Annotated in this window: 20 protein-coding genes and 1 pseudogene; 13 read left to right on the forward strand and 8 right to left on the reverse strand. The window is 60.6% G+C overall.

The window, feature by feature from the left end:
* Positions 1-5: 5 nt before the first annotated feature.
* Complete coding sequence (locus AEQ67_RS11010; protein WP_059403891.1) at positions 6-1,148, forward strand: MFS transporter; 1,143 nt, start codon at positions 6-8, stop codon at positions 1,146-1,148.
* Between the two features lie 98 nt (positions 1,149-1,246).
* Here AEQ67_RS11010 and AEQ67_RS11015 read toward each other — a convergent pair whose 3' ends face one another.
* Both AEQ67_RS11015 and AEQ67_RS11020 read right to left on the reverse strand, forming a co-directional pair.
* Positions 1,247-2,815 carry a phospholipase D family protein gene (locus AEQ67_RS11015; protein ID WP_059403892.1) on the reverse strand — a complete coding sequence of 523 codons (1,569 nt, stop codon included), beginning with the start codon at positions 2,813-2,815 and terminating at the stop codon, positions 1,247-1,249.
* 60 nt (positions 2,816-2,875) lie between these two features.
* The gene (locus tag AEQ67_RS11020) at positions 2,876-4,309 is read right to left on the reverse strand and encodes an aminotransferase-like domain-containing protein (RefSeq protein ID WP_059403893.1); all 1,434 of its coding nucleotides are present in this window, start codon (positions 4,307-4,309) and stop codon (positions 2,876-2,878) included.
* A gap of 178 nt (positions 4,310-4,487) precedes the next feature.
* Between AEQ67_RS11020 and AEQ67_RS11025 the strand changes: the two genes are divergently transcribed.
* Positions 4,488-4,733, forward strand: coding sequence for a DUF1127 domain-containing protein (locus AEQ67_RS11025; protein WP_059403894.1), 246 nt, complete (start codon positions 4,488-4,490; stop codon positions 4,731-4,733).
* Between the two features lie 123 nt (positions 4,734-4,856).
* Here the strand turns inward: AEQ67_RS11025 and AEQ67_RS11030 are convergent, their stop codons facing one another.
* On the reverse strand, positions 4,857-6,149 hold the full coding sequence (locus tag AEQ67_RS11030) for an NAD(P)/FAD-dependent oxidoreductase (protein ID WP_059403895.1): 1,293 nt from the start codon (positions 6,147-6,149) through the stop codon (positions 4,857-4,859).
* A gap of 148 nt (positions 6,150-6,297) precedes the next feature.
* Between AEQ67_RS11030 and AEQ67_RS11035 the strand changes: the two genes are divergently transcribed.
* Positions 6,298-6,651, forward strand: a complete 354-nt coding sequence (locus AEQ67_RS11035) for a YkgJ family cysteine cluster protein (RefSeq protein ID WP_059403896.1) — start codon at positions 6,298-6,300, stop codon at positions 6,649-6,651.
* Positions 6,652-6,777: 126 nt separating this feature from the next.
* On the opposite strand, the gene AEQ67_RS11040 is transcribed toward AEQ67_RS11035, so the two are convergent.
* A complete protein-coding gene (locus AEQ67_RS11040; RefSeq protein ID WP_003176896.1) occupies positions 6,778-7,266 on the reverse strand; it encodes an Lrp/AsnC ligand binding domain-containing protein in 489 nt (162 codons plus the stop codon).
* 157 nt (positions 7,267-7,423) lie between these two features.
* On the opposite strand from AEQ67_RS11040, the gene dadA reads away from it, so the two are divergent.
* The 6 genes from dadA (at position 7,424) to AEQ67_RS11070 (ending at position 13,681) form a co-directional block, all read left to right on the forward strand.
* Positions 7,424-8,728: a D-amino acid dehydrogenase gene (gene dadA / locus AEQ67_RS11045; RefSeq protein ID WP_059403956.1), complete on the forward strand. Its 1,305-nt coding sequence runs from the start codon at positions 7,424-7,426 to the stop codon at positions 8,726-8,728.
* Complete coding sequence (locus AEQ67_RS11050; RefSeq protein WP_059403897.1) at positions 8,700-9,053, forward strand: RidA family protein; 354 nt, start codon at positions 8,700-8,702, stop codon at positions 9,051-9,053. The genes dadA and AEQ67_RS11050 overlap by 29 nt, the downstream gene beginning before the upstream one ends.
* 95 nt (positions 9,054-9,148) lie before the next feature.
* The gene (alr, locus tag AEQ67_RS11055; protein ID WP_059403957.1) at positions 9,149-10,222 is read left to right on the forward strand and encodes an alanine racemase; all 1,074 of its coding nucleotides are present in this window, start codon (positions 9,149-9,151) and stop codon (positions 10,220-10,222) included.
* A gap of 126 nt (positions 10,223-10,348) precedes the next feature.
* Complete coding sequence (locus tag AEQ67_RS11060; RefSeq protein WP_008150195.1) at positions 10,349-10,897, forward strand: cupin domain-containing protein; 549 nt, start codon at positions 10,349-10,351, stop codon at positions 10,895-10,897.
* A 181-nt stretch (positions 10,898-11,078) separates the two neighbouring features.
* A complete protein-coding gene (locus tag AEQ67_RS11065; RefSeq protein WP_177333641.1) occupies positions 11,079-11,492 on the forward strand; it encodes a c-type cytochrome in 414 nt (137 codons plus the stop codon).
* Between the two features lie 266 nt (positions 11,493-11,758).
* On the forward strand, positions 11,759-13,681 hold the full coding sequence (locus AEQ67_RS11070) for an acetyl-CoA hydrolase/transferase C-terminal domain-containing protein (protein WP_059403899.1): 1,923 nt from the start codon (positions 11,759-11,761) through the stop codon (positions 13,679-13,681).
* Between the two features lie 210 nt (positions 13,682-13,891).
* On the opposite strand, the gene AEQ67_RS11075 is transcribed toward AEQ67_RS11070, so the two are convergent.
* Positions 13,892-14,464, reverse strand: coding sequence for a xanthine phosphoribosyltransferase (locus AEQ67_RS11075; RefSeq protein ID WP_020799401.1), 573 nt, complete (start codon positions 14,462-14,464; stop codon positions 13,892-13,894).
* 56 nt (positions 14,465-14,520) lie between these two features.
* Complete coding sequence (rep, locus tag AEQ67_RS11080) at positions 14,521-16,530, reverse strand: DNA helicase Rep (RefSeq protein WP_059403900.1); 2,010 nt, start codon at positions 16,528-16,530, stop codon at positions 14,521-14,523.
* Positions 16,531-16,796: 266 nt separating this feature from the next.
* Here rep and AEQ67_RS11085 point away from each other — a divergent pair, with 266 nt between their 5' ends.
* Positions 16,797-18,470, forward strand: a complete 1,674-nt coding sequence (locus tag AEQ67_RS11085) for a putative bifunctional diguanylate cyclase/phosphodiesterase (protein ID WP_059403901.1) — start codon at positions 16,797-16,799, stop codon at positions 18,468-18,470.
* 115 nt (positions 18,471-18,585) lie between these two features.
* Here the strand turns inward: AEQ67_RS11085 and AEQ67_RS11090 are convergent, their stop codons facing one another.
* Positions 18,586-19,980 carry a NorM family multidrug efflux MATE transporter gene (locus AEQ67_RS11090; protein ID WP_059403958.1) on the reverse strand — a complete coding sequence of 465 codons (1,395 nt, stop codon included), beginning with the start codon at positions 19,978-19,980 and terminating at the stop codon, positions 18,586-18,588.
* Between the two features lie 177 nt (positions 19,981-20,157).
* On the opposite strand from AEQ67_RS11090, the gene AEQ67_RS11095 reads away from it, so the two are divergent.
* The 3 genes from AEQ67_RS11095 to AEQ67_RS11105 all read left to right on the forward strand — a co-directional run bounded on the left by AEQ67_RS11095 (position 20,158) and on the right by AEQ67_RS11105 (position 24,699).
* The gene (locus AEQ67_RS11095) at positions 20,158-21,078 is read left to right on the forward strand and encodes a LysR substrate-binding domain-containing protein (protein WP_059403902.1); all 921 of its coding nucleotides are present in this window, start codon (positions 20,158-20,160) and stop codon (positions 21,076-21,078) included.
* A 185-nt stretch (positions 21,079-21,263) separates the two neighbouring features.
* On the forward strand, positions 21,264-23,240 hold the full coding sequence (locus AEQ67_RS11100) for a methyl-accepting chemotaxis protein (RefSeq protein WP_059403903.1): 1,977 nt from the start codon (positions 21,264-21,266) through the stop codon (positions 23,238-23,240).
* A 244-nt stretch (positions 23,241-23,484) separates the two neighbouring features.
* Entirely contained in the window at positions 23,485-24,699 is a 1,215-nt protein-coding gene (locus AEQ67_RS11105; RefSeq protein WP_059403904.1) for an aldose 1-epimerase family protein, read from the forward strand.
* Between the two features lie 5 nt (positions 24,700-24,704).
* On the opposite strand, the pseudogene AEQ67_RS11110 reads toward AEQ67_RS11105, so the two are convergent.
* Positions 24,705-25,565, reverse strand: a pseudogene (locus AEQ67_RS11110) (YifB family Mg chelatase-like AAA ATPase); the annotation flags it as partial.
* Positions 25,566-25,882 lie beyond the last annotated feature (317 nt).

Genomic DNA, 25,882 nt, shown 5'->3' on the forward strand with positions numbered 1-25,882 from the left:
GGAACATGCGTTGGGCGACTTATTTCGCCGTGTTGGCGTCTGTCTTGAGTGTCGGCCTGGCCCTGGGTGTCAGCATGCCGCTGGTGTCGTTTCGCCTGGAAGGCTGGGGTTATGGCTCGTTCGCCATCGGTGTGATGGCGGCGATGCCGGCCATTGGCGTATTGCTGGGGGCGAAGATTTCCAGCCATCTGGCGGCGCGCCTCGGCACGGCCAATCTGATGCGCCTGTGCCTGTGGGCCGGGGCCGTGTCTATCGGCTTGCTGGCGCTGTTGCCGAGCTATCCAGTCTGGCTGGTGCTGCGGCTGATGATCGGGGGGATCCTGACCCTGGTCTTCATCCTCGGTGAAAGCTGGATCAACCAACTGGTGGTCGAGCAATGGCGCGGACGATTGGTGGCGCTGTATGGCAGCAGCTATGCGCTGAGTCAGCTGGCCGGGCCGTTGCTGCTGGGGGCTCTGGGCACCGAACACGATTACGGATTCTGGGTCGGTGTCGGTTTGCTGATGACGGCACCGCTCCTGTTGCTGGGCCGCAGCGGCGCGCCCTCCAGCGAAGCCAGCAGCGTGACCTTCGGCGACTTGCTGACCTTCTGCCGTGGCCTGCCGGCGATTGCCTGGGCGGTGTCGCTGTTCGCGGCGTTTGAAGCGATGATCCTGACCTTGCTGCCGGTCTATTGCCTGCGTCAGGGCTTCACCACGGAAATTGCGTTGGCGATGGTCAGCACGGTGGTGGTCGGTGACGCGTTGTTGCAATTGCCGATCGGCGCGCTGGCGGATCGTCTGTCCCGGCGCACGTTGTTCACCGGGTGCGCGGTGATCTTGCTGCTGTCGAGCCTGGCGATTCCGCTGTTGATCGACACGTTGCTGATCTGGCCGCTGTGGGTGCTGTTTGGCGCCAGTGCCGGCGGTTTGTTTACCTTGTCGCTGATTTTGATCGGCGAGCGTTATCGCGACGATGCGCTGGTGCGGGCCAATGCGCATATCGCGCAGTTGTGGGGGATTGGTTGTCTGGTCGGGCCGCTGGCGGCCGGAGCTGGCAGCCAGTGGATCAGTGGGCACGCATTGCCGCTGCTGATGGCGGCCGGTGCGTTTGGCCTGGTGATTTTGCTGTCGCGCCAAGGTGCATTTGGCGCCGTGCAACCGGCATAGATCAGAAGATCGCAGCCTCGTTTCACTCGACAGCTCCTACAGGGGGAGCGCGTTCTCTGTAGGAGCTGTCGAGTGAAACGAGGCTGCGATCTTTTGATCTACAACATTCGCTCAAGTCCGACGGTGGTGCTCATCCACGCATTGAAGCGCCGCCACCAGCTCGCCGGTTCCTTGGTCAGCGTGTGCAGTTTGCCGTCATCTTCGGTTACCCAAACGATCTGCCCCTGCTCCAGTTTCGCCTGATAACTCAGGGGCGGCGCCATGCCCTGCAAGGCCAGTTCGCGCACATGCGCGGCCAGCTCCGGGCTATCCACCAAGACGCCGACTTCGGTGTTCCACAGCACCGAGCGCGGGTCGAAGTTGAACGAGCCGATGAAGGATTTTTGCTGGTCGAAGATCATCGCCTTGCTGTGCAGGCTGGAATCGGAACCTTGTGATGATTTGCTGGCAAACAAATGCGGCCCGCTGCCACCGCCCTCGCCGGGTTGGCGACGCAGCTCGAACAACTTCACGCCATGCTCCAGCAGCGCCTTTCGATACGGCGCGTAACCGCCATGCACCGCCGGTACATCTGTGGCTTCCAGTGAGTTGGTGAGCAAACTCACCGACACCCCGGCATCGGCGCGCCCGGTCAGGTACACCAGCCCCGGTGGGCCGGGTACGAAGTAGGCCGAGATCATGATCAGTTCTTTGCTGACGCCATTGAGCTCGGGCGCCAATTGTGTGGTCAGCAGCAATTGCGGGTCAGGCTCGCCGTCGGACAGCACCTTGCTCGGTGCGTCCCATAACGCCTGGTTCCAGGCCCAGATCAACTCCCTGCGCCAGACATCAAGGCGCGGGTGAGTGGCGTAGGTCATCAGTTGCTGATAGAGCGCGTGATTCTGTTTGCGCGTTTCCTCCAGCGATTCTTCCAGCCGGGTCCGGGTGTTTTGCAGGTCCTTGGCGGTCGGTTTGCTCGAGAGGAATTCGTCGATCGGCTTGCTCAGGGCGCTGTTCCAGTACTGGTCGAAACTGTGGCCCAGTTGCTCGGCGACCGGGCCGACGCTGAGCATGTCGATGTCGGTGAAATTCAGATTGGGCTCGGCATCGAAATACTCGTCGCCCAGATTGCGTCCGCCGACGATGGCCACGCTGTTGTCGGCCAACCACAGCTTGTTGTGCATACGCCGGTGGTGCAGCGACAGGTTGAACAGCCGCCCCATGGTTCGCGTCACGCCGGTGCTGCGGCCCAAGTGCAGCGGGTTGAACAGGCGGATCTGGATCTGCGGGTGCGCGGCCAGGGGGGCGATGATCCAGTCCAGGCCATCGCTGGTGGTGTCGTCGAGCAGGATGCGCACGCGCACACCACGGTCGGCCGCCTTGAGCAGTTCCTCCACCAGCATCCGCGTGCTGATGCCGTCATGGACGATGTAGTACTGCAAGTCGAGGCTGCTTTGCGCGTTACGGATCAGTTCGGCACGGGCGGTGAAGGCTTCGGTGCTGTTGGACAGCAAGCGAAATCCGGACTGCCCCTCATGGGGCGCCGCTTGAGCCTGGATCGAACGGCCGAATGCGGAATCACTGGCGGGCAGCGCCTGGCTCGGTTCGCGCTGTACGTCGAAGCTGGCGCAACCGCTCAGGAGCGAGGCGAGGAGCAGAAAAGCGAGCAGGGGCTGTCTGACTCTCACGTGGGATCGTTCCGTTTGGCGGCTGGGGTCGGCATATGGACGCTGGTTTCCCGAGAAAGGTCAGTCGGTAATGCTGTCAGTTTCCGCCAGCAGTTTGATGGCCAAGGCACCGACCTTGCGCACCGCCTCTTCAATCTGCGGTGTTGGCTTGGCAGCGTAGTTCATCCGCAGGCAATTGCGGTATTTGCCGGAGGCGGAAAAAATGCTGCCGACGGCAATCTGTACGCCCTGGTCGTGCAAGGCACGATTCAGTTTCAGCGTGTCGAAGCCTTCCGGCAGTTCGACCCACAGCATGAAGCTGCCTTGCGGGCGACTGGCGCGGGTGCCGGCCGGGAAATAGCGGCTGACCCAATCGATCATCAGGTCGCGATTGCGCTGGTATTGGGTGCGCATCCGCCGCAAATGCGGTTCGAAGTGCCCGGCCTTGAGGAATTCCGCAATTGCGATCTGTGGTTGCGGCGCCGTAGAGCCGGTGCTGATGTATTTCATGTGCAGCACCCGCTCGAGATACCGGCCCGGTGCAACCCAGCCGATACGCAGCCCTGGCGCGAGGGTCTTGGAAAATGAACTGCACAGCAGGACGCGGCCGTCCTCGTCGAAGGATTTGATCGTGCGTGGTCGCGGGTAGTTGTAGGCCAGTTCGCCATACACATCGTCTTCGATGATCGCCACGTCGAACCGCTGTGCGAGCGTCAACAACGCGCGTTTGCGCGATTCCGGCATGATGTAGCCCAGCGGGTTGTTGCAGTTTGGGGTCAACTGTATGGCCTTGATCGGCCATTGTTCCAATGCCAGTTCCAGGGCGTCGAGGCTGATCCCGGTGAGCGGGTCAGTGGGGATTTCCAGGGCTTTCATGCCCAGGCCCTTGAGGGTCTGCATGGCGCCGTGAAAACTCGGCGAATCCACGGCCACGATGTCCCCGGGCTCGCAGATCGCGCGGATGCTGGTGGACAGCGCTTCATGGCAACCGGTGGTGACCACCAGGTCGCTGGCACTTAACTGGCAGCCGGAATCGAGCATCAGGCGGGCGATTTGTTCGCGCAGTTCGAGGGTGCCGTGGATGTTGTCGTAATACAGACCGGGCATGTCCTGACGCCGACTGATGCGCGCGAGATTGCGCAGCAGCGGTTTCATGGTCGGCGTGGTGATGTCCGGCATGCCACGACCCAGTTGCACCACATCCTTGCGCGGCACTGCGCGGATCAGCTCCAGCACCTGTTCCCACTGGGAAATATCCACCGGCCGTTGCGCCGGACGACCAATTGCCGGCAACTCCGGCAGTTCTCGGCCCACAGGCACGAAGTAACCCGACTTGGGTTTCGGCATCGCCAGCCCGCTGTCTTCCAGCATCCGATAGGCCTGCTGCACCGTGCTCAGGCTGACCCCGTGCTCGACACTCAACGCCCGCACTGACGGCAGCCGGTCACCGGGGCGATAGAACCCCTGTTCGATACGCGTGCCAAGCAATTCGGCGAGGTTGACGTAAAGGGTCATGGCGCAGTCTCGGTAGATGGATTCGGATGACCAGTACAGATTAGGCAAAAAACTGAGATTCAGAGGTTACAGCGCGGGATCTGTATGGAATTAATACTGCCGTGTTGAATCTGTAATGCTTTTCGCCGTCCACGCATCATGAAAGCTCTGGCTACCCAAGTAAACAGGAGCAATCAAAATGAACGGCTTGAGTGATGTGCGGCTGACGTTATGCAGTCAGGAACTGGCGGCAGGGCAAAATTACGGTATGCGCGAGGCGGTCAAGCGCAACGCGCCGTCCGACCTGAGTCGCTGGGGTCTGTTCTGGCATCGTCTGCACACGCGCAAGGCGTTGCTGAGCCTGACCCCGGAGCAGCTCAGGGATGTCGGGTTGAGTCGGGATCAGGCGCAGGAGGAGGGGCTTAAGCCGTTCTGGCGGATCTGAGTTCTTTGGCGTTCTTGCGGCCTAATCGCGGGCAAGCCCGCTCCCACAAGGTCTGTGTCGCTCACAAATCCCTGTGGGAGCGGGCTTGCCCGCGATTGGGCCCGTAAGAACACAGGTAAACTGTCAGACCAACTCTTTCAACCGATGCCACAACATCCCCAACGCCAACAACGGCGAGCGCAAATGCTTGCCGCCCGGAAAGGTAATGTGTGGCACCTTGGCAAACAGATCGAAACCGCCACTGTGCTGCCCAGTGAGTGCTTCAGCCAACAACTTCCCCGCCAGGTGCGTGGCATTCACGCCATGACCGGAATACGCCTGGGCGTAATACACATTCGGCTGGTCCTTTAGCCGGCCGATCTGCGGCAGCCGATTGGCACCGATACCGATCATCCCGCCCCATTGATAGTCGATCTTCACGTCGGCCAATTGCGGGAAAACTTCCAGCATCTTCGGGCGCATGTAAGCCGCAAGGTCATGCGGGTCGCGGCCTGAATAGTGGCAAGCGCCGCCGAACAGCAAGCGCCGATCCGCCGAGAGCCGGTAGTAATCCAGCGCCACTCGTTGATCGCAGACGGCCATGTTCTGTGGCAGTAGCGAGTGCGCCAGTTCTTCACTCAAGGGTTCGGTGGCGATGATGTAGCTGCCGGCGGGCAGCACTTTGCCGCTGAGTTCGGGGTTTAGCTCATTGAGGTAGGCGTTGCAGCCGAGCACCAGCGTCTTGGCGCGAACCGAGCCTTGGGCGGTATGAACCTTGACCTGAGGGCCGTAATCGATACGGGTCACCGCCGACTGTTCGAAAAGCTTCACGCCCAGTTGCTGTGCGGCGGCCGCTTCGCCAAGGGCCAGGTTCAACGGGTGCAGATGCCCCGAGCCCATGTCGATCAAGCCACCGACGTAGCGGTCGGAACCCACCACCGAGTGCATTTCATGGGCTTGCAGCAGGCGGGTTTCGGAGCGGTATCCGAGACCGCGCAGTTCTTCGGCGTCTTCGGCGAAACCTTCCAGGTCGCGGGGCTTGTTGGCGAGGTCGCAGTAGCCCCAGGTCAGGTCGCAAGGGATCTGAAAACGCTCGACCCGCTGTCGGACGATTTCCACCGCTTCCAGGCCCATGAGTTTCATCTGACGTACGCCGTCTGCACCGATGACATTGGCGAACTGATCGAGGCCATGGCCGACCCCGCGAATCAGTTGCCCGCCATTGCGGCCGCTGGCGCCCCAGCCGATCTTGTGAGCTTCGAGCAGCACCACGCTGAGGCCGCGTTCGGCCAGTTCAAGCGCCGTGTTCAGCCCCGAAAACCCGCCACCGACCACGCACACATCGGCCACCAACTCGCCGGCGAGCACCGGATGATCAGGCTGCGGCAGGCTGCTGGCGGCGTAATAAGAAGCGGTGTGCTGAGCGCGGGCATTCATGCGCGGAATCCTGATTTTTTGTGTTTCGAAAATTTGACGGAGCATAAGCCGGACCTTCACAGACGGGCAACACTGGTCGGTTGGTGCTGTCTGGATCGGGGCTTTTGCGTCAGAATCCCGGTCTATTCCGCTTTTGGTTACCGCTTCGATGAGCTGCAACAGTCAGAAAATTCGCACGCTTCGGCAGCAGATTCCCTCGTTCGAGTGCGTGCCCGGCTGCCATGACTGCTGCGGGCCGGTGACCACCTCGCCGGAAGAAATGTCGCGCCTGCCGCGCAAGACCCGCGCCGAGCAGGACACGGCGATGGATGAGCTCAATTGCGTACACCTGGGGCCCAACGGCTGCACCGTGTATGACGAACGACCGCTGATTTGCCGGTTGTTCGGCACCACCAAGACCTTGCCATGCCCCAATGGGCGCGGGCCGGTGGAGCTGATTCATCCGAGGGTCGAGAAGCAGATCCATGAATATATGGCCAGCACCCGGCAGGTGTTGGTTTAAACAGTGGTGTTAATTTAGTCAGCCCGAGTCGACTCCATCGCGGGCAAGCCCGCTCCCACAGGTATGGCGTCGAACCTTGTGGGAGCGGGCTTGCCCGCGATGGGGCCAGAACAGGCAGCATAAATCTCAATCCGGAATCGGCAGATTCAAGCTCTCTTTCACCTCTTCCATCACGATGTAGCTCTTGGATTCGCGCACATGCGGCAGCTTGAGCAGGATGTCGCCCAGCAGCTTGCGGTACGAGGCCATCTCGGAAATCCGCGCCTTCACCAGATAATCGAAATCCCCTGACACCAAATGGCATTCGAGCACGTGGGGCAGTTTCAGCACCGCGCGTCGGAACTCTTCGAAAGTATCGCCGGATTTGTAGTCGAGGCTGATCTCGACGAACACCAGCAGACTGCCCTTGAGGTGCTGCGGATTGAGCCGGGCGTTGTAGCCCATGATGATCCCTTCGCGCTCCAGGCGCCGGACCCGCTCAGTACAGGGCGTGGTCGAGAGCCCGACCTTTTCCCCCAGTTCGGTAAAGGAGATGCGCCCGTCCGTTTGCAGGATCCGCAGGATGTTGCGATCGATCTTGTCCAGCTCACGTTTGGTCTGAGTGTTGGTACGCATAGGGGATGCGCCTCCGTGAAAAGGGTTTTTGCCGAGAATTGTCGCCAAATATAGGCACTTATATAGTGAAAAGCACTGCCTAATCTTTTTTACACTGCGCACATCAATGCTCGACAACTACGAACGTCAGCGGCAAGCCGCGATGAGGGATATGAAAATGCGCGTTATGGTCTTGGGTAGCGGCGTCATCGGTACTGCCAGTGCTTATTATCTGGCCCGTGCCGGGTTTGAAGTGGTGGTCGTGGACCGTCAGCCGGCCGCTGCCATGGAGACCAGTTTCGCCAACGCTGGCCAGGTTTCGCCGGGTTATGCCTCGCCGTGGGCCGCGCCTGGCGTGCCGCTCAAAGCCATCAAGTGGCTGTTGCAGCGTCACGCACCGCTGGCGATCAAGGCCACCGCCGACATCGACCAGTACCTGTGGATGGCGCAGATGCTGCGCAACTGCACCGCCAGCCGTTATGCAGTGAACAAGGAGCGCATGGTCCGTCTGTCCGAGTACAGCCGTGACTGCCTCGACGAACTGCGTGCCGAAACCGGCATTGCCTACGAAGGCCGCAGCCTCGGTACTACACAATTGTTCCGCACACAGGCTCAACTCGATGGCGCTGCGAAAGACATCGCCGTCCTGAAAGAGTCCGGCGTGCCGTTCGAACTGCTCGACCGCGCCGGCATTGCCCGCGTCGAGCCGGCCCTGGCCAGCGTCACCGACATCCTCGCCGGTGCCCTGCGCCTGCCGAACGACCAGACCGGCGACTGCCAGATTTTCACCACCCGCCTGGCCGAAATGGCTGTGAAGCTGGGTGTGGAATTCCGTTTCGGCCAGGACATCCAGCAACTCGACTACGCCGGTGATCGTATCAACGGTGTGTGGATCGACGGCAAGCTGGAAACCGCCGACCGCTACGTGCTGGCCCTCGGCAGCTACTCGCCGCAATTGCTCAAGCCGCTGGGCATCCGTGCCCCGGTGTACCCGCTCAAGGGTTACTCCCTGACCGTGCCGATCACCAACCCGGCGATGGCCCCGACGTCGACTATTCTCGACGAGACCTATAAGGTCGCGATCACCCGCTTCGACAACCGTATCCGCGTCGGCGGCATGGCTGAAATAGCCGGTTTTGAGCTGTCGCTGAACCCGCGTCGGCGCGAAACCCTGGAGATGATCGTCAACGACCTCTATCCTCAGGGCGGCGATCTGGCCCAGGCGAGTTTCTGGACCGGTCTGCGTCCGACCACTCCGGACGGCACACCGATTGTTGGTGCCACGCCGTTCAAGAACCTGTTCCTGAACACCGGTCACGGCACGCTGGGATGGACCATGGCGTGCGGCTCCGGTCGTTTGCTGGCTGACCTGATGGCGAAGAAAACGCCGCAGATCAGCGCCGAAGGCCTCGATATTTCTCGTTATGGCAACAAAACCCAGGAGTCCGCAAAACATGTCAATCCAGCGCCAGCTCACCAATGAGCGCATGAGCCAGATCGTCGTTAACAACGGCACCGTGTATCTGGCAGGGCAGGTCGGCGACGATATGAACGCCGGGATTGAACAGCAGACCCGTGAAACCCTCGCCAACATCGAGCGTCTGCTCGATCTGGCCGGGACCGACAAGAGCCGTTTGCTGTCGGTGACGATTTACCTGAAAGACATTGATGCGCACTTCGAAGGCATGAATGCGGTGTGGGACAAGTGGCTGCCAAAAGGCGTCGCCCCGGCTCGCGCCACGGTTGAATCGAAGTTGTGCGAACCGGAAATCCTGGTTGAGCTGTCAGTTGTAGCCGCTCTGCCATAAGCCTGTCAGAAAGATCCCTCTTCCGGTGCTGCTGGCGGTTTACGCCGTCAGCCAGCGCCGGTTTTTTTTCAATGACCGACCAGAAGTCTGCCGCCATGCGTCCTGCCCGTGCCCTGATCGACCTTCAAGCCCTGCGTCACAACTACCAGATCGCCCGTGAAATCACCGGGGCCAAGGCCCTCGCGGTGATCAAGGCCGATGCCTACGGCCATGGCGCGGTGCGTTGCGCCCAGGCGCTGGAAGCCGAGGCGGACGGGTTCGCCGTGGCGTGCATCGAAGAAGCCCTGGAGCTGCGCGCTGCGGGCATTCGTGCGCCGGTGTTGCTGCTGGAAGGTTTTTTTGAGGCCGATGAGTTGTCGCTGATCGTCGAGCATGACTTCTGGTGCGTGGTGCATTCGCTGTGGCAGCTCGAAGCCATCGAGAAAGCCGCGCTGAGCAAGCCGATCACGGTCTGGCTCAAGCTCGACTCGGGCATGCATCGGGTCGGCCTGCATCCAAAAGATTACCAGGCGGGCTATCAGCGGCTGCTGGCCAGCGGCAACGTGTCGAAAATCGTGCTGATGAGCCACTTCGCCCGCGCCGATGAGCTGCACAGCCAGGCCAGTGCCGAGCAGGTCGCGGTGTTCGAAGCGGCGCGTCAGGGTTTGTCAGCCGAAGTCAGCTTGCGCAACTCGCCAGCGGTGATGGGTTGGCCACAGGTTCCAAGCGACTGGGTGCGCCCGGGCATCATGCTGTACGGCGCGACACCCTTCGAAGAAGCCAATGCCGTGGCGTCCCGCCTGCAACCGGTGATGACCCTGGAATCGAAAGTGATTTGCGTGCGAGAACTGCCGGCCGGCGAGCCGATCGGCTACGGCGCCAAATTCATCACTCAGAAGCCGATGCGCGTTGGCGTGGTGGCGATGGGGTATGCCGATGGCTACCCGCGTCACGCACCGACCGGCGCGCCCGTGAGGGTTGCCGGGCAACGCAGTCAGTTGATCGGCCGGGTGTCGATGGACATGCTCTGCATCGATTTGACCGATGTGCCGCAAGCCGGCCTCGGTTCGACCGTCGAGTTGTGGGGCAAAAATGTCCTCGCCAGCACCGTGGCTGAGGCTGCCGACACGATTCCTTACCAGATCTTCTGCAACCTGCGCCGGGTGCCGCTGCTCTATTCCGGGGCTTGACCCGAAACGTTGCGCACCGGAAGTCGCTTCGCCGAACAGGATTCAGGCCAAAGTGTTGTAAATACTGAACGCTGTCGCCATGATAACGCTCAATATTCCTACAACCTGAATCCTGGAGGCGCAAGCTTGGACGTCGGTGAACGACTGCAATCCATCCGAAAGCTCAAAGGTCTTTCGCAGCGTGAACTCGCCAAACGCGCGGGCGTCACCAACAGCACCATTTCGATGATCGAGAAGAACAGCGTCAGCCCCTCGATCAGTTCGCTGCGCAAGGTTCTGGGCGGGATTCCCATGTCCATGGTCGAGTTCTTTTCCGAAGAAATCCTGCAGGAAAAACCGACTCAGATCGTCTACAAAGCCAACGAGCTGATCGATATTTCCGATGGCGCAGTGACCATGAAACTGGTCGGTCGGGCTCATCCGAGCCGGGCCATCGCGTTCCTCAATGAAATCTATCCGCCTGGCGCCGATACCGGTGACGAGATGCTCACCCACGAGGGTGAGGAAACCGGGATTCTGCTCGAAGGGCGACTGGAGTTGGTGGTCGGGCTTGAAACTTTTGTGCTCGAAGCCGGCGACAGCTACTACTTTGAAAGTACCAAGCCGCATCGCTTCCGCAATCCGTTCGATGCGCCGGCGCGACTAATCAGCGCAGCCACACCCGCGAATTTCTAAGGGAAGAGGCGTCCTGCTAGCATTGCGCAGGCGCCCAAGCAGTTTTTCCGCCGATGATAAGACCCCTTCGACTTTGGGGTTGTTTCAGAGTGGCGGGCTTACCGCTATACTTGCGCCCGCCTGCGAACCGTGGCCGTAGGCGTGACTAGCCACCATTGAGGGTGAACGCGTGAACCTAATTATGAAAATGCTGGCTGCACCAGCAACCGTATTGGCCCTTTGGGCAGTGAGCGCACAAGCAGCAACCAACGACGATATCGCTAAACGCCTTGAGCCAGTCGGCCAGGTCTGTGTTCAGGGTCAAGAGTGCAAGGGTATGGAAGTCGCTGCTTCGGCAGGCGGCGGTGGGGCCAAGACCCCGGACGAAGTGATTGCAAAACATTGCAACGCTTGCCACGGCACCGGCCTGTTGGGCGCGCCGAAAATCGGTGATGCCGCCGCTTGGGGCGAACGCTCCAAGAAAGAAGGTGGCGTTGATGGCCTGCTCGCGAAGGCGATCTCGGGTATCAACTCGATGCCGCCAAAAGGCACTTGCGCCGATTGCGCAGACGAAGAGCTCAAAGGTGCCATCCAGAAGATGTCCGGCCTGAAATAAGCCTTCATCTTCATCGAAAAGCCGCTTACGAGCGGCTTTTTTGTGCCCGCGGATCCCTGATCCCCTTTTCTCTGTAGGAGCGAGCTTGCTCGCGAAGAATTCGAAGACGCCGCGGGGTGTCAGGTTCGCCGCGTTATCGTTGACGTCCATCGCGAGCAAGCTCGCTCCTACAGGTTTGAGTGTTTGGTTTTTTGAGGCTGTTCATTGCAGCAAAGACCCGGCAAGCTCGGTCCAACCCCAATTCACGGAATGTAAGGGAGGATCAGATGGTGCAGCTGTGTTCTATCGAGCAAGCGGTCGATGACGTTTTGGCACGGTTGCCAGCGCATATCCACATGGGCCTGCCCCTCGGCCTGGGCAAGCCCAACCCTTTCGTCAACGCGCTGTATCGGCGGATCGTGCAACTCCCTGAGCGGCAGCTAACCATTTACACCGCCCTGTGCCTCGGCCGCCCGTCCTTGGGTGACGGTTTGCAAAAGCGCTTTCTCGAACCCTTCATCGAACGGGTATTCGGCGACTATCCAGAACTGGATTTCCTCGCCGACCTGCATCGCGACAGTGTGCCGTCGAACATCCATATCCAGCAATTCTTCATGGCGCCCGGCAGCCTGCTCCACAGCACACAGGCCCAGCAGGACTACATCAGCAGCAACTACAGCCACGCCGCCCGCGACATCAACGCCGCCGGCTTGAACCTGGTCGCGCAACTGGTGGCCAGCCATGGCGAACATCCCGATCGCCTGAGCCTGAGCTGCAACCCGGACATCACCCTCGACCTGTTGCCGATGATCGCCAAACGCCGCGCGGCGGGGGAGACGATCCTGCTGGTAGGCCAGGTGCACAACGACTTGCCCTACATGCCGGGCGACGCGGAAGTCGGCATGGATACCTTTGACCTGCTGATCGACGAGAAGGACAACACCACGCTGTTCTCCACCCCGAACATGCCGGTGGGTTTCCAGGATCACTTCATCGGCCTGCACGCCAGCACGCTGGTGCGCGACGGCGGCACCTTGCAGATCGGCATCGGCGCCATGGGCGACGCGCTGACCGCTGCGTTACTGGCGCGGCAGGCGGATAATGGCGGTTATAAGGCCTTGCTGGCCGACGTGAACCTCAGCCAGTGGGCGCAGTTGATTGAGCGCGAAGGTGGTCTCGAGCCGTTCGCCCAAGGCCTCTACGGTTGCAGCGAAATGTTCGTCAACGGCTTGCTGGTACTGGCCGATGCCGGGATCGTGCGGCGCAAGGTCTACCCGGACGTGCCGACCCAACAGCAAGCGAATGCCGGCACCCTCGACGAAGCCGCGCAGACTGATGGCATCTCGGTGCATGGCGGTTTCTTTCTCGGGCCGCGCAGTTTCTATGAGCGCTTGCGCGAGTTGCCGCAGAACAAACGGCTCGAATTCAACATGACCCGCATCAGCTACATCAACGAGCTCTACGGTCAGGAAGAACTCAAACGGCTGCAGCGCCTCGATGCACGCTTCATCAACACCGCGTTCACCATGACCCTGCTCGGCGCTGGCGTGGCTGATCAGCTGGAAGACGGGCGCGTGCTCAGCGGCGTCGGCGGGCAGTACAACTTCGTGGTTCAGGGGCACGCGCTGGAAGGCGCGCGTTCGGTGTTGCTGCTGCGCAGCTGGCGCGAGGCGGGCGGTGAGGTGAGTTCGAACATCGTCTGGGAATACGGCCACTGCACGATCCCACGCCATCTGCGCGACATCGTGGTCACCGAATACGGCATCGCCGACCTGCGCGGCAAGAACGATGCGGCGGTGATCGAGGCGTTGCTGAACATCAGCGATTCACGCTTTCAGCCGGGGCTGATCGAGCAGGCGCAGAACGTTGGCAAATTGCCGAAAAACTTCCGCATCGATCCACGTTTCGCCGATAACAACCCGCAGCGTTTACAGGCGATTCAGGCGCTGCACCCGAACCTGTTTCCGGAATATCCGCTGGGCTGTGATTTCACCGAGGTTGAGCGCGATCTGCTGCGAGCGCTGAACTGGTTGAAGAGCAAGTTCAAACTCACCGAGATTCTGGAATTGGGCAAGGCGGCTCTGGACGCACCGGAGCCTGCAGCGTTTCCCGAACATCTGGAACGCATGCAGCTGACCAACCCGGAAGGGCTGAAAGAGGATTTGTTCCAGCGGCTACTGCTCACCGGCCTTAAAGCCACCGAGCAATAACCAGACACCACAATCCCCCGTATGAACTGGCTTGCCAGCGAAGAAGCCATCACATCCAACGTCAATGTTGGCTGTCACACCGCCTTCGCTGGCAAGCCAGCTCCTACAGGTTTATGTCGGCCACAAAATTTGGCACGACACAAACCCTGTAGGCGCGAGGCTTGCCCGCGAAGAACGATGACGCGGTTCATCAGAAGAACCGCATCACCCTTATTCGATAAACGTCACAACACCGCCCGCCAAGGACTGCACGCGAGCCAGCGATTCAACCCGATAACCCTGCGCATCCAGTTCCGCACGGCCACCCTGAAACGACTTCTCGATCACGATCCCCAAACCAGCCACTGTAGCGCCGGCCTGTTTGATGATCGAGATCAGCGCTTGCGAGGCCTTACCGTTGGCCAGGAAGTCGTCGATGATCAGCACGCGGTCGCTGCTGGTCAGGTGGCGCGGGGAGATGGCCACGGTGCTTTCGGTCTGTTTGGTGAACGAGTAAACGGTCGCCGACAGCAGGTTTTCGGTCAGGGTCAGGGACTGGTGCTTGCGGGCGAAAATCACCGGTACGCCAAGGTTCAGGCCGGTCATGATCGCCGGCGCGATGCCCGAGGCTTCGATGGTGACGATTTTGGTGATGCCCGAGTCCTTGAACAGCGTGGCGAATTCGTCGCCGATCAGCTTCATCAGGGCGGGGTCGATCTGGTGGTTCAGAAAGGCGTCGACTTTCAGGACCTGGTCGGAAAGCACGATGCCTTCTTCGCGGATTTTCTTGTGCAGTGCTTCCATGAAGCTTTCCTCTAATGACGCCTGTGCGTCCAGGGCTGGTTAAAAAGTAGTCGATTCTAGCGCTTTAACATCGCGCGTATATCCGCCAATGCGGTATTGCCGCGAACGGCTTTGACTTCAACGGGTGTGTCGTCGGTGCCTTCCCAGGCCAGGTCGTCCGGCGGCAGTTCATCGAGGAAGCGGCTCGGCGCGCAGTCGATGATCTCGCCGTATTGCTTACGCTTGGCGGCGAAGGTGAAGGCCAGCGTCTGACGTGCGCGGGTAATGCCCACGTAGGCCAGGCGGCGCTCTTCTTCGATGGTGTCGGCTTCGATGCTGGAGCGGTGTGGGAGGATTTCCTCTTCCATGCCCATGATGAACACGTAGGGAAATTCCAGACCCTTGGAGGCGTGCAAGGTCATCATCTGCACACCTTCGGCACCGTCTTCCTCTTCCTGCTGACGTTCCAGCATGTCGCGCAGGACGAGTTTGCCGATGGCGTCTTCGACGGTCATCTCGCCTTCTTCGTCCTTCTCCAGCGTGTTCTTCAGCGCCTCGATCAGGAACCAGACGTTGCCCATGCGGTAGTCGGCGGCCTTGTCGCTGGAGCTGTTGGTGCGCAGCCAGTTCTCGTAGTCGATGTCCATGACCATGCTGCGCAGGGCCGAGATCGGGTCTTCGCCGGCGCATTGCTCCCGGACCCGGTCCATGAAGCGCTTGAAGCGCGACAGGCGATCGGTGAAGCGCGCATCCAGATGTTCGCCCAGGCCGATTTCGTCGGTGGCGGCGTACATTGAGATTTTTCGCTCGGTGGCGTAGTTGCCAAGCTTTTCCAGCGTGGTCGAACCGATCTCCCGGCGTGGGACGTTGATCACCCGCAGGAAGGCGTTGTCGTCGTCCGGGTTCACGATCAGGCGGAAGTAGGCCATCAGGTCTTTCACTTCCTGACGTCCGAAAAAGCTGTTGCCGCCGGACAGTCGGTAAGGAATCTGATGGTGCTGCAGCTTCAGCTCGATCAGCTTGGCCTGATAGTTACCGCGATACAGGATGGCGAAATCGCTGTACGGCCGATCCGTGCGCAAGTGCAGGGTCAGCAATTCCACGGCCACGCGCTCGGCTTCGGCGTCTTCGTTGCGGCAACGGATCACGCGGATCTCGTCGCCGTGGCCCATCTCGCTCCACAGTTGTTTTTCAAACTCGTGGGGATTGTTCGAAATCAGCACGTTGGCGCAACGCAGGATGCGGCTGGTGGAGCGGTAGTTCTGCTCCAGCATGACGACTTTCAGCGACGGATAGTCGTCCTTGAGTAGCATCAGGTTTTCCGGGCGGGCGCCGCGCCAGGCGTAGATCGATTGATCGTCGTCGCCCACCACGGTGAACTGGTTGCGCGTGCCGATCAGCAGTTTCACCAGCAAGTACTGGCTGGCGTTGGTGTCCTGGTATTCGTCCACCAGCAGGTAGCGGACTTTGTTCTGCCATTTTTCGAGAATGTCGGCGTGTTCCTGGAACAGCTTCACCGGCAGCAGGATCAGGTCGTCGAAGTCCACCGCGTTGAACGCCTTGAGCGTGCGCTGATAGTGGGTATAGACGATGGCGGCGGTCTGCTCCTTGGGATTACGCGCGTTTTCCAAGGCTTCGGCCGGCAGGATCAGGTCGTTTTTCCACGAGCCGATCATGTTCTTGATCTCGTCGACGCCGTCGTCGCCCGCGTATTCCTTCTGCATGATGTCGGTCATCAGCGCTTTGACATCGGTCTCGTCGAAGATCGAGAAACCCGGCTTGTAGCCCAGCCGCACGTGTTCCTTGCGGATGATGTTCAAGCCCAGGTTGTGGAAGGTGCAGACCGTCAGGCCGCGACCTTCGCCACCCTTGAGCAGGGTGCCGACCCGCTCCTTCATCTCGCGCGCGGCCTTGTTGGTAAAGGTCATGGCGACGATGTACTGGGCGCGGATGCCACAATTCTGGATCAGGTGCGCAATTTTGCGGGTGATCACGCTCGTCTTGCCGGAGCCTGCGCCGGCGAGCACCAAAAGAGGGCCGCCGACGTAGCTCACGGCTTCTTGCTGCCGGGGATTGAGTCGGGACATACAGGATTGTCGGAAGTCGTTTGCGAAATGGGCCGGCATTTTAACAGGCTCAGCGAATTGTGCTGCTCTCTCCGACTTGTGACGCAGCACGCGATCTCTAATTGCCGGTTTTGTTACTTTCACGCAGGATGCGCAGTGGAATTGCGACTAATGTCCGTAACGCCTGATGCTAAAGCCACGTTTGATAATCGATGTCATTTGGTCATTGGTTAGGGGCGCGGCATAATGCCCGCCGCCTACATCTTTGCAGAGTCTAGGGAGCTAGCTTGTCTACGCCTGTCGAACCCTTGCGTTTGCTGCTACTGGCTGAAGAGCCAGCGTGGGCAGCGTTGTTGCGCGAGTGTCTGGCTCCGATGGGGAGCTCGGCCGTGCTGATCAGCGCGCCGAGCTGGGAGTCAGTCAGCAGTCTGTTCGAAGACAACCGCAGCGCGGTGTTGTTGACGATCCCGGCTCTCCAGCCTTTGCCTGGCCAATGCAGCCTGCCGACCGTGTTGCTGCTCGAGCATGAGCCGCTGACGCCACCCGACGGTGTGAGCGACTGGCTGGTGCGCGATCTGCTCGATCCCGGCATGTTGCGCCGTTGCCTGCGCCATGTGCGCGAGCGTGGCTTGCTGGAAAACACCCTGCAACGGCTGGCCGAGCAAGACCCACTGACCGGCATCGCCAACCGCCAGGGTTTCCAGACCTTGCTGGCAGCGCGCCTGGTGGAAAACGACGGTCGCGGTTTGGCCCTCGGTCACCTCGACCTCGACAACTTCCGTCACGCCAACGATGCCCTCGGTCATCAGGCTGGCGACCGCCTGATCTTGCAAGTGGTCGCGCGGTTGAAAAGCCAGCTTGAGGCCGGCGATCAACTGGCGCGGCTGGGCAGCGACGAGTTCGCCCTGCTGATCGACACCCGCCGCGCCCCGCAGCGCGCCGAGTGGATGGCCGAACGCATCACCGAAGCGCTGGCCGAACCTTATTGGGTCGACGGCGAAAGCCTGTTGATCGGTTCCAGCCTCGGTATCGCCCACGCCCGCGCGCAAGCCGGTGCCGACCCGCTGATGTGGCACGCACACATCGCCATGCAGCAGGCCAAGAGCACGCAGGGCTGCACCTTTCACATCTTCAACGAGCGCATCAACCGCAATGCCCGCAGCATGGCCGACCTGGAAAGTGAGCTGCGCCGGGCCTTGCGTCGCGATGAGCTGGAATTGCATTACCAGCCACGCCTGAACCTAGAGGACGGGCAGATCGTCGGCCTCGAAGCCTTGGTGCGCTGGCGTCACGCCGAGCGCGGGTTGCTGGCGCCGAGCGAATTTGTTCCGTTGGCCGAGCAAAGCGGTTTGATCGTGCCACTGGGTTACTGGGTTATCTCCCGGGCCTTGCGTGACATGCAGGCGTTGCGCGAACGAGGTTTGCCGGCGCTGCACATGGCGATCAACCTGTCGTTCCGGCAGTTCCAGGACAGCCAATTACTGTCGACCCTGAGCCGGCTGATTGCCGAGCGCGGTGTCGAGGCGCAATGGCTGGAATTCGAACTGACCGAAACCGCGGTCATGCGCCGCAGCGATCTGGTGAAGCAGACCATGGACGCCCTCGGACGCTTGGGTGTGCGCTTCTCCCTCGACGATTTCGGCACCGGGTTCTCCTCGTTCGTGCACCTCAACAGCCTGCCGATTGCCTTGCTCAAGGTCGACAAGAGTTTTGTCGGCGGCATGGAGGAGCGCGAGGAAAATCGCAAACTGGTGCACGCGATGATCAACCTGGCCCACAACCTCAACCTTGAAGTGGTCGCCGAAGGTGTGGAAACGGCTGAGCAGCTGGAGTTGTTACGCGGCTTCGGTTGCGATCAGGTGCAGGGGTATCTGATTAGCAAGCCGTTGCCGCTGGCGGGGGTGATTGGGGACCTGACCTTCGACAGCCGCCCGCAGCCGCCACTGGAAGTCGTGAGCTAACCCTCCTGGACCGAACCTGTAGGAGCGAGGCTTACCCGCGAAGGCGTCGTATCAGTCGACATTGTTGTTAACTGACACGACGCCTTCGCGGGCAAGCCTCGCTCCTACAGGGATCTCATTCGGTCTGAATGGCCTCGAAACGTTGTTGTGCCGGCTCCCGCCGAATCCTCCGCTTCATCTTCCACTCAAACGCCAATGTCAAACTCACCGCCGCGCACGCCAGCCCCAGCGCCAGGCCCCACCAGACGCCCGTCGGGCCCCAGTGCAAATGGAAGGCCATCCACCAGGCGGCCGGTGCACCAATCAGCCAATAGCAACCCAGGCCAACAAGAAAGGTGGTCTTGGCATCCTTGGGCCCGCGAATGCAGCCCAGGGCGATGGTTTGCGTGCCGTCGAACAGCTCGAGCCGCGCTGCCACCGCCAACAGGCTCACCGCCAGGTTGATGACGTCGCGAAACGCCGGGTCATTATGGTCGAGGAACAAGCCGATCAACTGGTTCGGCAGCAGCCAGAAGACCATCGCAAAGCCGAGCACCGCCGCCGCGCCGAAGGCGATGCCGACCCGGCCGGCCAGCCGTGCATCGAGCAATTGCCCGGCGCCATAGTGCTGGCCGCTGCGCATGGTGATCGCATAGGAAATGCCCGCCGGAACCATGAACGCCACCGAGACGATTTGCAGGGCAATCTGGTGGGCGCCCAGTTGCGTACTGCCCATGGTGCCCATGCACAGCGCGGCGAAGGCAAACAATCCGACTTCCACCGCGTAGGTGCCACCGATCGGCAGGCCGAGGCGCCACAGTTCTTTCAAGTACCGACGGTTGGGCCGCGACAACCCCTGGCGCAACGGATAGGCGTCGTAGGCCGGATGCTTGCGAAGGTGCAACGCCAGCGCCACGGCCATCAGGTTGGCGACAATCGCGGTCACCAGGCCGATCCCTACCAGACCCATTTTCGGCAAGCCGAACATGCCGGTGATCAACGCATAGTTGAGTAGGAAGTTGGCCACGGTGCCGCCGAGGCTAATGACCATCACTGGCGTCGCCCGGCCGATGGCGCTGGTGAAACCGCGCAGGGCCATGAAGCTCAGGTAGCCGGGCAGGGCGAACGGCAGGATCAGCAGGAACTGCCCGGCCGCCTGGACGTTGGTTTCGGTTTGCCCGAACAGTAGCAACACCGGTTTGAGGTTCCACAGCAGCAGCCCGGCCACCAGCGCCATCAACCACGCCAGCCACAACCCGGCCTGGGTCAGCCGCGCGGCACCGACGATGTCGCCGGCGCCCTGACGGATCGCCACCAGGGTGCCGACCGCCGCGATCACGCCAATGCAGAAAATCGACACGAACGAATAGGACGCCGCACCCAGTCCGCCACCGGCCAGGGCTTCGGGGCTCAGGCGCGCCATCATCAAGGTGTCGGTGAGGACCATTAGCATGTGCGCCAGCTGCGAGGCGATCAGCGGCCCCGCCAGCCGCAGGATGGCCCAGAGTTCAATACGCGCTGGATGCTTCATGATCATCACGCTCGGCTATTTAAGAGGAAAAGGAAAACCCAAAGAGATCTGGAAGGGTCGATTCTCGGCGCTCTGGAGGGTTTGCACAAAGGGATAAAAAGGATGGGTGGCATGATTAAAACTCATGCAGGGGAGTTTCTGATAAGTTGGCGGAATCCCGTTATAGGAGCTTTCCGAATGTCCCGTCGTCTTCCTCCCTTGTATGCCCTGCGCGCATTCGAAGCGGCGGCGCGGCATAGCTCGTTTACTCGCGCTGCCGAAGAGTTGTCGATCACCCAAAGTGCGGTCAGCCGGCACATTCGTACGCTGGAAGAGCATTTCGCCTGTCGGCTGTTTCATCGCAGTGGGCGCAATCTGCAATTGACCGAGTCGGCGCGGCTGATCCTGCCCGGCATTCGTGAAGGCTTCACGGCGCTTGAGCGGGCCTGCAATACCCTGCGCGCCGAGGATGACGTCCTGCGCATGAAGGCGCCGTCCACCCTGACCATGCGCTGGTTGCTGGCGCGGCTCAGCCGTTTCCGTCATTTGCAGCCGGGCAACGAGGTGCAGTTGACCAGCGCCTGGATGGACATCGACACCGTGGACTTCAACCACGAACCCTTCGACTGCGCCGTCATCCTCAGCAACGGAAATTTCCCACTGGACTGGGAGGCGACATTGTTGTTTCCGGAAGAGCTGATTCCAGTGGGCGCCCCCAATTTGCTGGACGACCAGCCGTGGGACGTTGCACGCCTGGCCAGCACTGAGCTGCTGCACCCGGCACCGGACCGTCGCGACTGGCGCAATTGGCTTGAGCGCATGGGTCTGTCTGATCAGGTGTCGCTCAAGGGCGGGCAGGTGTTCGACACGCTGGAGCTGGGCATGATCGCCGCCGCCCGAGGGTACGGCGTATCGATGGGCGATCTGCTGATGGTGGCGGAAGATGTGGCGCAGGGACGTTTGAGCCTGCCGTGGCCGACGGCGGTCGCCAGCGGTGAGAAATATTACCTGGTGTGGCCGAAAACCCGTCCCGGTGGCGAGCGCATGCGTCGGCTCAGCGACTTCCTCCAAGGCGAAGTCCGCGCCATGGAATTGCCCGACGTCGAGCACTTGAGCTGAATCGATAGAGCCGTCGCAATGGCGGCCTTGAGCTATATCCCGGCTAATCACTCAAGTATACAGGTTTGGCGCCGAAAATCTGCACATGGAACCTTCGTGCAGGTTCGACGTATTCCCCATCATTGGAAATTTTGCCGAGTGTGCGTCGGGATCAGGATGATCCGCTCACTCGGCCAGGAGCTGTCATGCCTCAACCTCGTGCCCGGATCGCCTCACAGCTTGGTCTTGCGCTCGCCGTGATACTGGCGATTGTCATCAGCGGCAGCACCGTGTTCGCCCTGCGCTCGCTGGACACCGCCAATCTCGCCACCCGCGAAGAGCACCTGGCCAGTGAAGCCCGGTTGCTGGCCGATCAGTTGCGCACGTTTCACGGCACCCGGCGTGAAAGCACCCAACGCCTGGCCGGCCTGTTCGAGAAACGCTTTAGCGCGGGGCTGAGCGTGCACCCGGACGAACCGGTGGCCGTGGCCGGCGCCCAGACGCCGGGCCTGCACCTGGGCAGCGAAGTGCTGAACAACAACTTCAAGGAAGTCGACGAGTTCAAGCAAATGACGGCGGGGGTCGCCACGGGGTTCGTGCGCAGTGGCGAAGACTTTATCCGGGGCAGCACTTCCCTTAGCAAACAGGACGGCAACCGGGCCATCGGCACGCTGCTCGATCACGCCAATCCGGCCTATGCACGACTCATGGCGGGGCAGAGCTACGTCGGACGCGCGTTGCTCTTCGAACGGTCCTACATGACTCAGTACACCCCCGTACGCGACAGTGGCGGTAAGGTGATTGCCGTGCTGTTCGTAGGATTCGATTACACCGACGCGCAGAACGCGCAGTTCGCCAACCTCAAACGCTTTCGCATCGGCCAGACCGGTTCGTTGGCGTTGCTGGATGAGCAAAACAAATGGCTGGTGCCGATTGCCGGTGTGCAGGCGCCGGATCAAGCCGTTACGGCCATCACCGGGCTGGCGAAGACGCCGGGCAAAGGCGAGTTCTGGAGCGACAAGTCCGAAGCGTTCTACAGCATTGCCGTGCCGTTCGAAGGCGGGCCGGGGTCGGTGGTGGCAAGCATGCCGAAAACCGAAATCAGTGCCGTGACCTGGAGCGTCGGTATCCAGTTGGCGATCGGCAGTCTGCTGGCGATGTTGATCGCGGTGGGTTCGGCGGTCGGGCTGCTGCGCAGCAAACTCGCGCCGCTGGGCGATCTGGTGCGTCAGGCCGAAGCGTTGGGCGCCGGTGATTTGAGCGTGCGATTGAACGTGTCGAGCAACGACGAGATCGGTCAACTGGCCCGCGCCTTCAACCAGATGAGCCAGGCTTTGTCGACCATGGTCGAGCACATTCGCAAGGCCTCGCAAGAGGTCAACAGCCGTGCCCAGGCGTTGTCCGGCCTGTCCGGTGGCGCCTATGAAGGGATGGAGCAGCAATCAGGCGAGATCACCAGCATGGCCGGCGCCGTGGAAGAATTCAGCGCTACGTCCCTGAACATTGCCGACAACATGGGCAACACCCAGCGTCTGGCTCAGGAAAACGCACAGCAAACTCAGATCGGTCGTACGTCGATGGACGAAGCGTCCTCGTCACTGGAGCAAATTGCCGGCGCACTGAACAGCACCGCCACCGTGATCAACACCTTGGGTCAACGCTCTCAGGAAATCGGCGGCATCGTCGGGGTGATTACCTCGATTGCCGAGCAGACCAACTTGCTGGCGCTCAATGCCGCCATCGAAGCCGCCCGGGCTGGCGAGCAGGGGCGTGGGTTTGCGGTGGTTGCCGATGAGGTTCGCAACCTGGCTTCACGCACTCGTCAGGCGACGGACGAAATTTCCGGGATGATCCAGAGCATCCAGCAGGAAACCGGCAACGCCATCAGCACCATGGAACAGGGCAACGTGCTGATGCAGGAAGGTCTGTCGCGCAACGCCAACGTCGCCACGGCGCTGGCGCGGATCGATGAGCAGAGCCGTTCTGCGGGCCAGCAATTTGCCGCGATCACGACGGCGACCCAGGAACAGAGCAGCACCGCGACGTTGCTCAGCAGCAATCTGCAAAGCATTGCCTTGGCGAACAGCGAGCAGCGGGAGGTTGTTTCCAATCTGGCCATCACCGCCAAAGAGCTGGAGAAACTCGCAGCGGACTTGCGGCATGAGGTTGACCGGTTTCGTTGACGCGCCGCTGAAACCGCCATCGCGGGCAAGCCCGCTCCCACAGAATTTGTGTTGATCGCAATTGCGCAAACGCAGCAATACCTGTGGGAGCGGGCTTGCCCGCGATGGGATCAACTCAGCTCCCCGGTTTTAACCCCAAAACCCACATCACTATCAATTTGCCTTCGGATCAGTGCTTTTTAAACTTGATGAATCGTTTCAGCAAGACTATAAAAACCGCACAACTCCAAAAAAGGCTCCCCTCATGACCCCGCTCAAACTCGCGATAACCCTCGGCGCGCTGACCGCTGCCTCCCACGCCATGGCTTGGGATTACGTGCTGCTCGACACCGACCAAGCCGCGCAAAACTGGCAAATCACCAGCCAACAACTCGGCGTAAAAACCGACAAACCCTTCTCCGTGACCCTGCGCACCTTGCACGGCGGTCGGCAGGAGGGCGTCAGCATTGTCGACATCGATAACGGCACCCTGAAACTCTCGGTAGTGCCGACTCGCGGGATGAACGTCCTGCAAGCGTCGGTAGGCACTGTGCGCATGGGCTGGGATTCGCCGGTCAAGGACGTGGTCAATCCGTCCTTCATCGAACTCAACGGCCGCGGTGGCCTGGGTTGGCTTGAAGGCTTCAACGAACTGGTCACCCGCTGCGGTTACGAATGGGTCGGCCACCCCGGCATGGACAATGGCGAACTGCTGACCTTGCACGGTCGCGCCGCCAACATCCCTGCCAGCAAAGTCACCCTGCACATCGACGAAAAACCGCCCTACGCCATCAGCCTGCGCGGTGAACTGAAAGAGCAGGCGTTCAAGAAAGTCGACTTCTCGGTGCTCACCGAACTCGTCACCGAGCCCGGCAGCGTAGTGTTTGCCCTCAACGACACGCTGACCAACAACGGCGACTATCCGAAGGAGTATCAGGCGCTGTACCACAGCAACTTCAGCACGCCATTCCTGGAGCTAGGCGCGCGTTTTGTTGCGCCGGTCAAACAGGTATCGCCGTTCAACGACAAGGCCAAGGGAGATCTGCCGGACTGGCAAACCTACCGCGCGCCGACCAAGGATTACGACGAGACGGTTTACAACGTCGTGCCGTATGCCGATGCCGAGGGTGACACCCTGACCGTGTTGCATAACAAGGCGGGCAGCCTCGGGGTATCGGTGGGTTTTAATACCCAGCAGTTGCCGGTGTTCTCCCTGTGGAAAAACACCGACACGCAAGGGCAGGGCTATGTCACCGGGTTGGAGCCGGGAACCAGTTTTTCCTACAACCGCCGGTATCAACGGCCGCTGAACCTGGTGCCGACGATTGGCCCTAAAGAGCAGAAACAGTTTCAGATCAGCTACAGCTTGCTGGCGGATAAAGGGGCTGTGGATAAGGCGTTGAGTCGGGTGAAAGAGATTCAGGGTGGGCGGGAGACGGAAGTGCGACAGGCGCCGTTGGTGGACCTCACCAAGGAGTAAACCGATCAATTGGCGCTTGGCCGATATTGCAGCGCTTCGGCCAGATGTTCACGGGTGATGCCATCGACTTGCTCAAGGTCCGCCAAGGTACGCGCCACTTTGAGCAGTCGATGGGCTGCTCGCAGGGACAAGGTCAAACGCTCGCAGGCGGTTTCCAGCCAGGTTTCGTCGGTTGTGGATAACTTGCAGTGGCGGCGCAGGCCAGGCAGATCGAGGAATGCGTTTGCGCAGCCCTGACGTTTTTGTTGCCGCTCTCGTGCATCGGCCACCAGGGCGGCAGCGGTGGCCGTGTCGTCACCGGGCTTGAGCGCAGGATTCAACGCAGTGGCCTCCCGAGCGACGGTCAGGTGCAGGTCTATACGATCCAGCAGCGGGCCCGACAGTTTGTTGCGATAGCGTTGAACCATGTCGGGCGTGCAACTGCATTTGCCACTGGGTTCGCCAAGGTATCCACAGGGACACGGGTTCATCGCCGCCACCAATTGAAAGCGCGCCGGGAAGCGCACGCGGTCTTTGGCGCGGGAAATCACGATGCAACCCGACTCCAATGGCTCCCTCAAAACCTCCAATACCTTGCGATCAAACTCCGGGAGCTCATCGAGGAACAACACGCCATGGTGGGCGAGGGTGATTTCGCCAGGTTGTGGCTGTGAGCCGCCACCCACCAACGCCGGGCCAGAGGCGGAGTGGTGGGGCTGGCGGAAAGGGCGCTGTGGCCAGTGGCTTAACGGTACGCAACTGGTGACGGATTGTATGGCCGCGACTTCCAGCGCTTCACTCTCGGACAATGGCGGTAACAGCCCCGGCAAACGACTGGCCAACAGAGTTTTTCCCGTGCCCGGCGGCCCTCTGAACAGCAAGTTGTAATCAAATGCACCAATTCAGAAAGACGTACGTTCCTTGTGAAAATCTGCTCGCCCTGCAAGCACAACCCTCGCAGCATCATGCAGGAGGTGGCCTGAAATTTTAGGGCGTCTACCGCTTATCAATATTCGCTTGCATTATATGTAGAACTGTGATTTGCATCTTGACAAAACCAAATATGTGTGTTTAAATAGGTATATTGTTAGAAGCACTTCTTGGTAACTCCCCCCTGCTCGACAATATAGTTAGCTTTGATCCTGCCTGACTATGTTGTTAAATACTTGTTGTCGATTCCAAGTGCAGAAGATCGACTTTATTC

The organism is Pseudomonas sp. RIT-PI-q, assembly GCF_001297125.1.
Taxonomy (GTDB): Bacteria; Pseudomonadota; Gammaproteobacteria; order Pseudomonadales; family Pseudomonadaceae; genus Aquipseudomonas.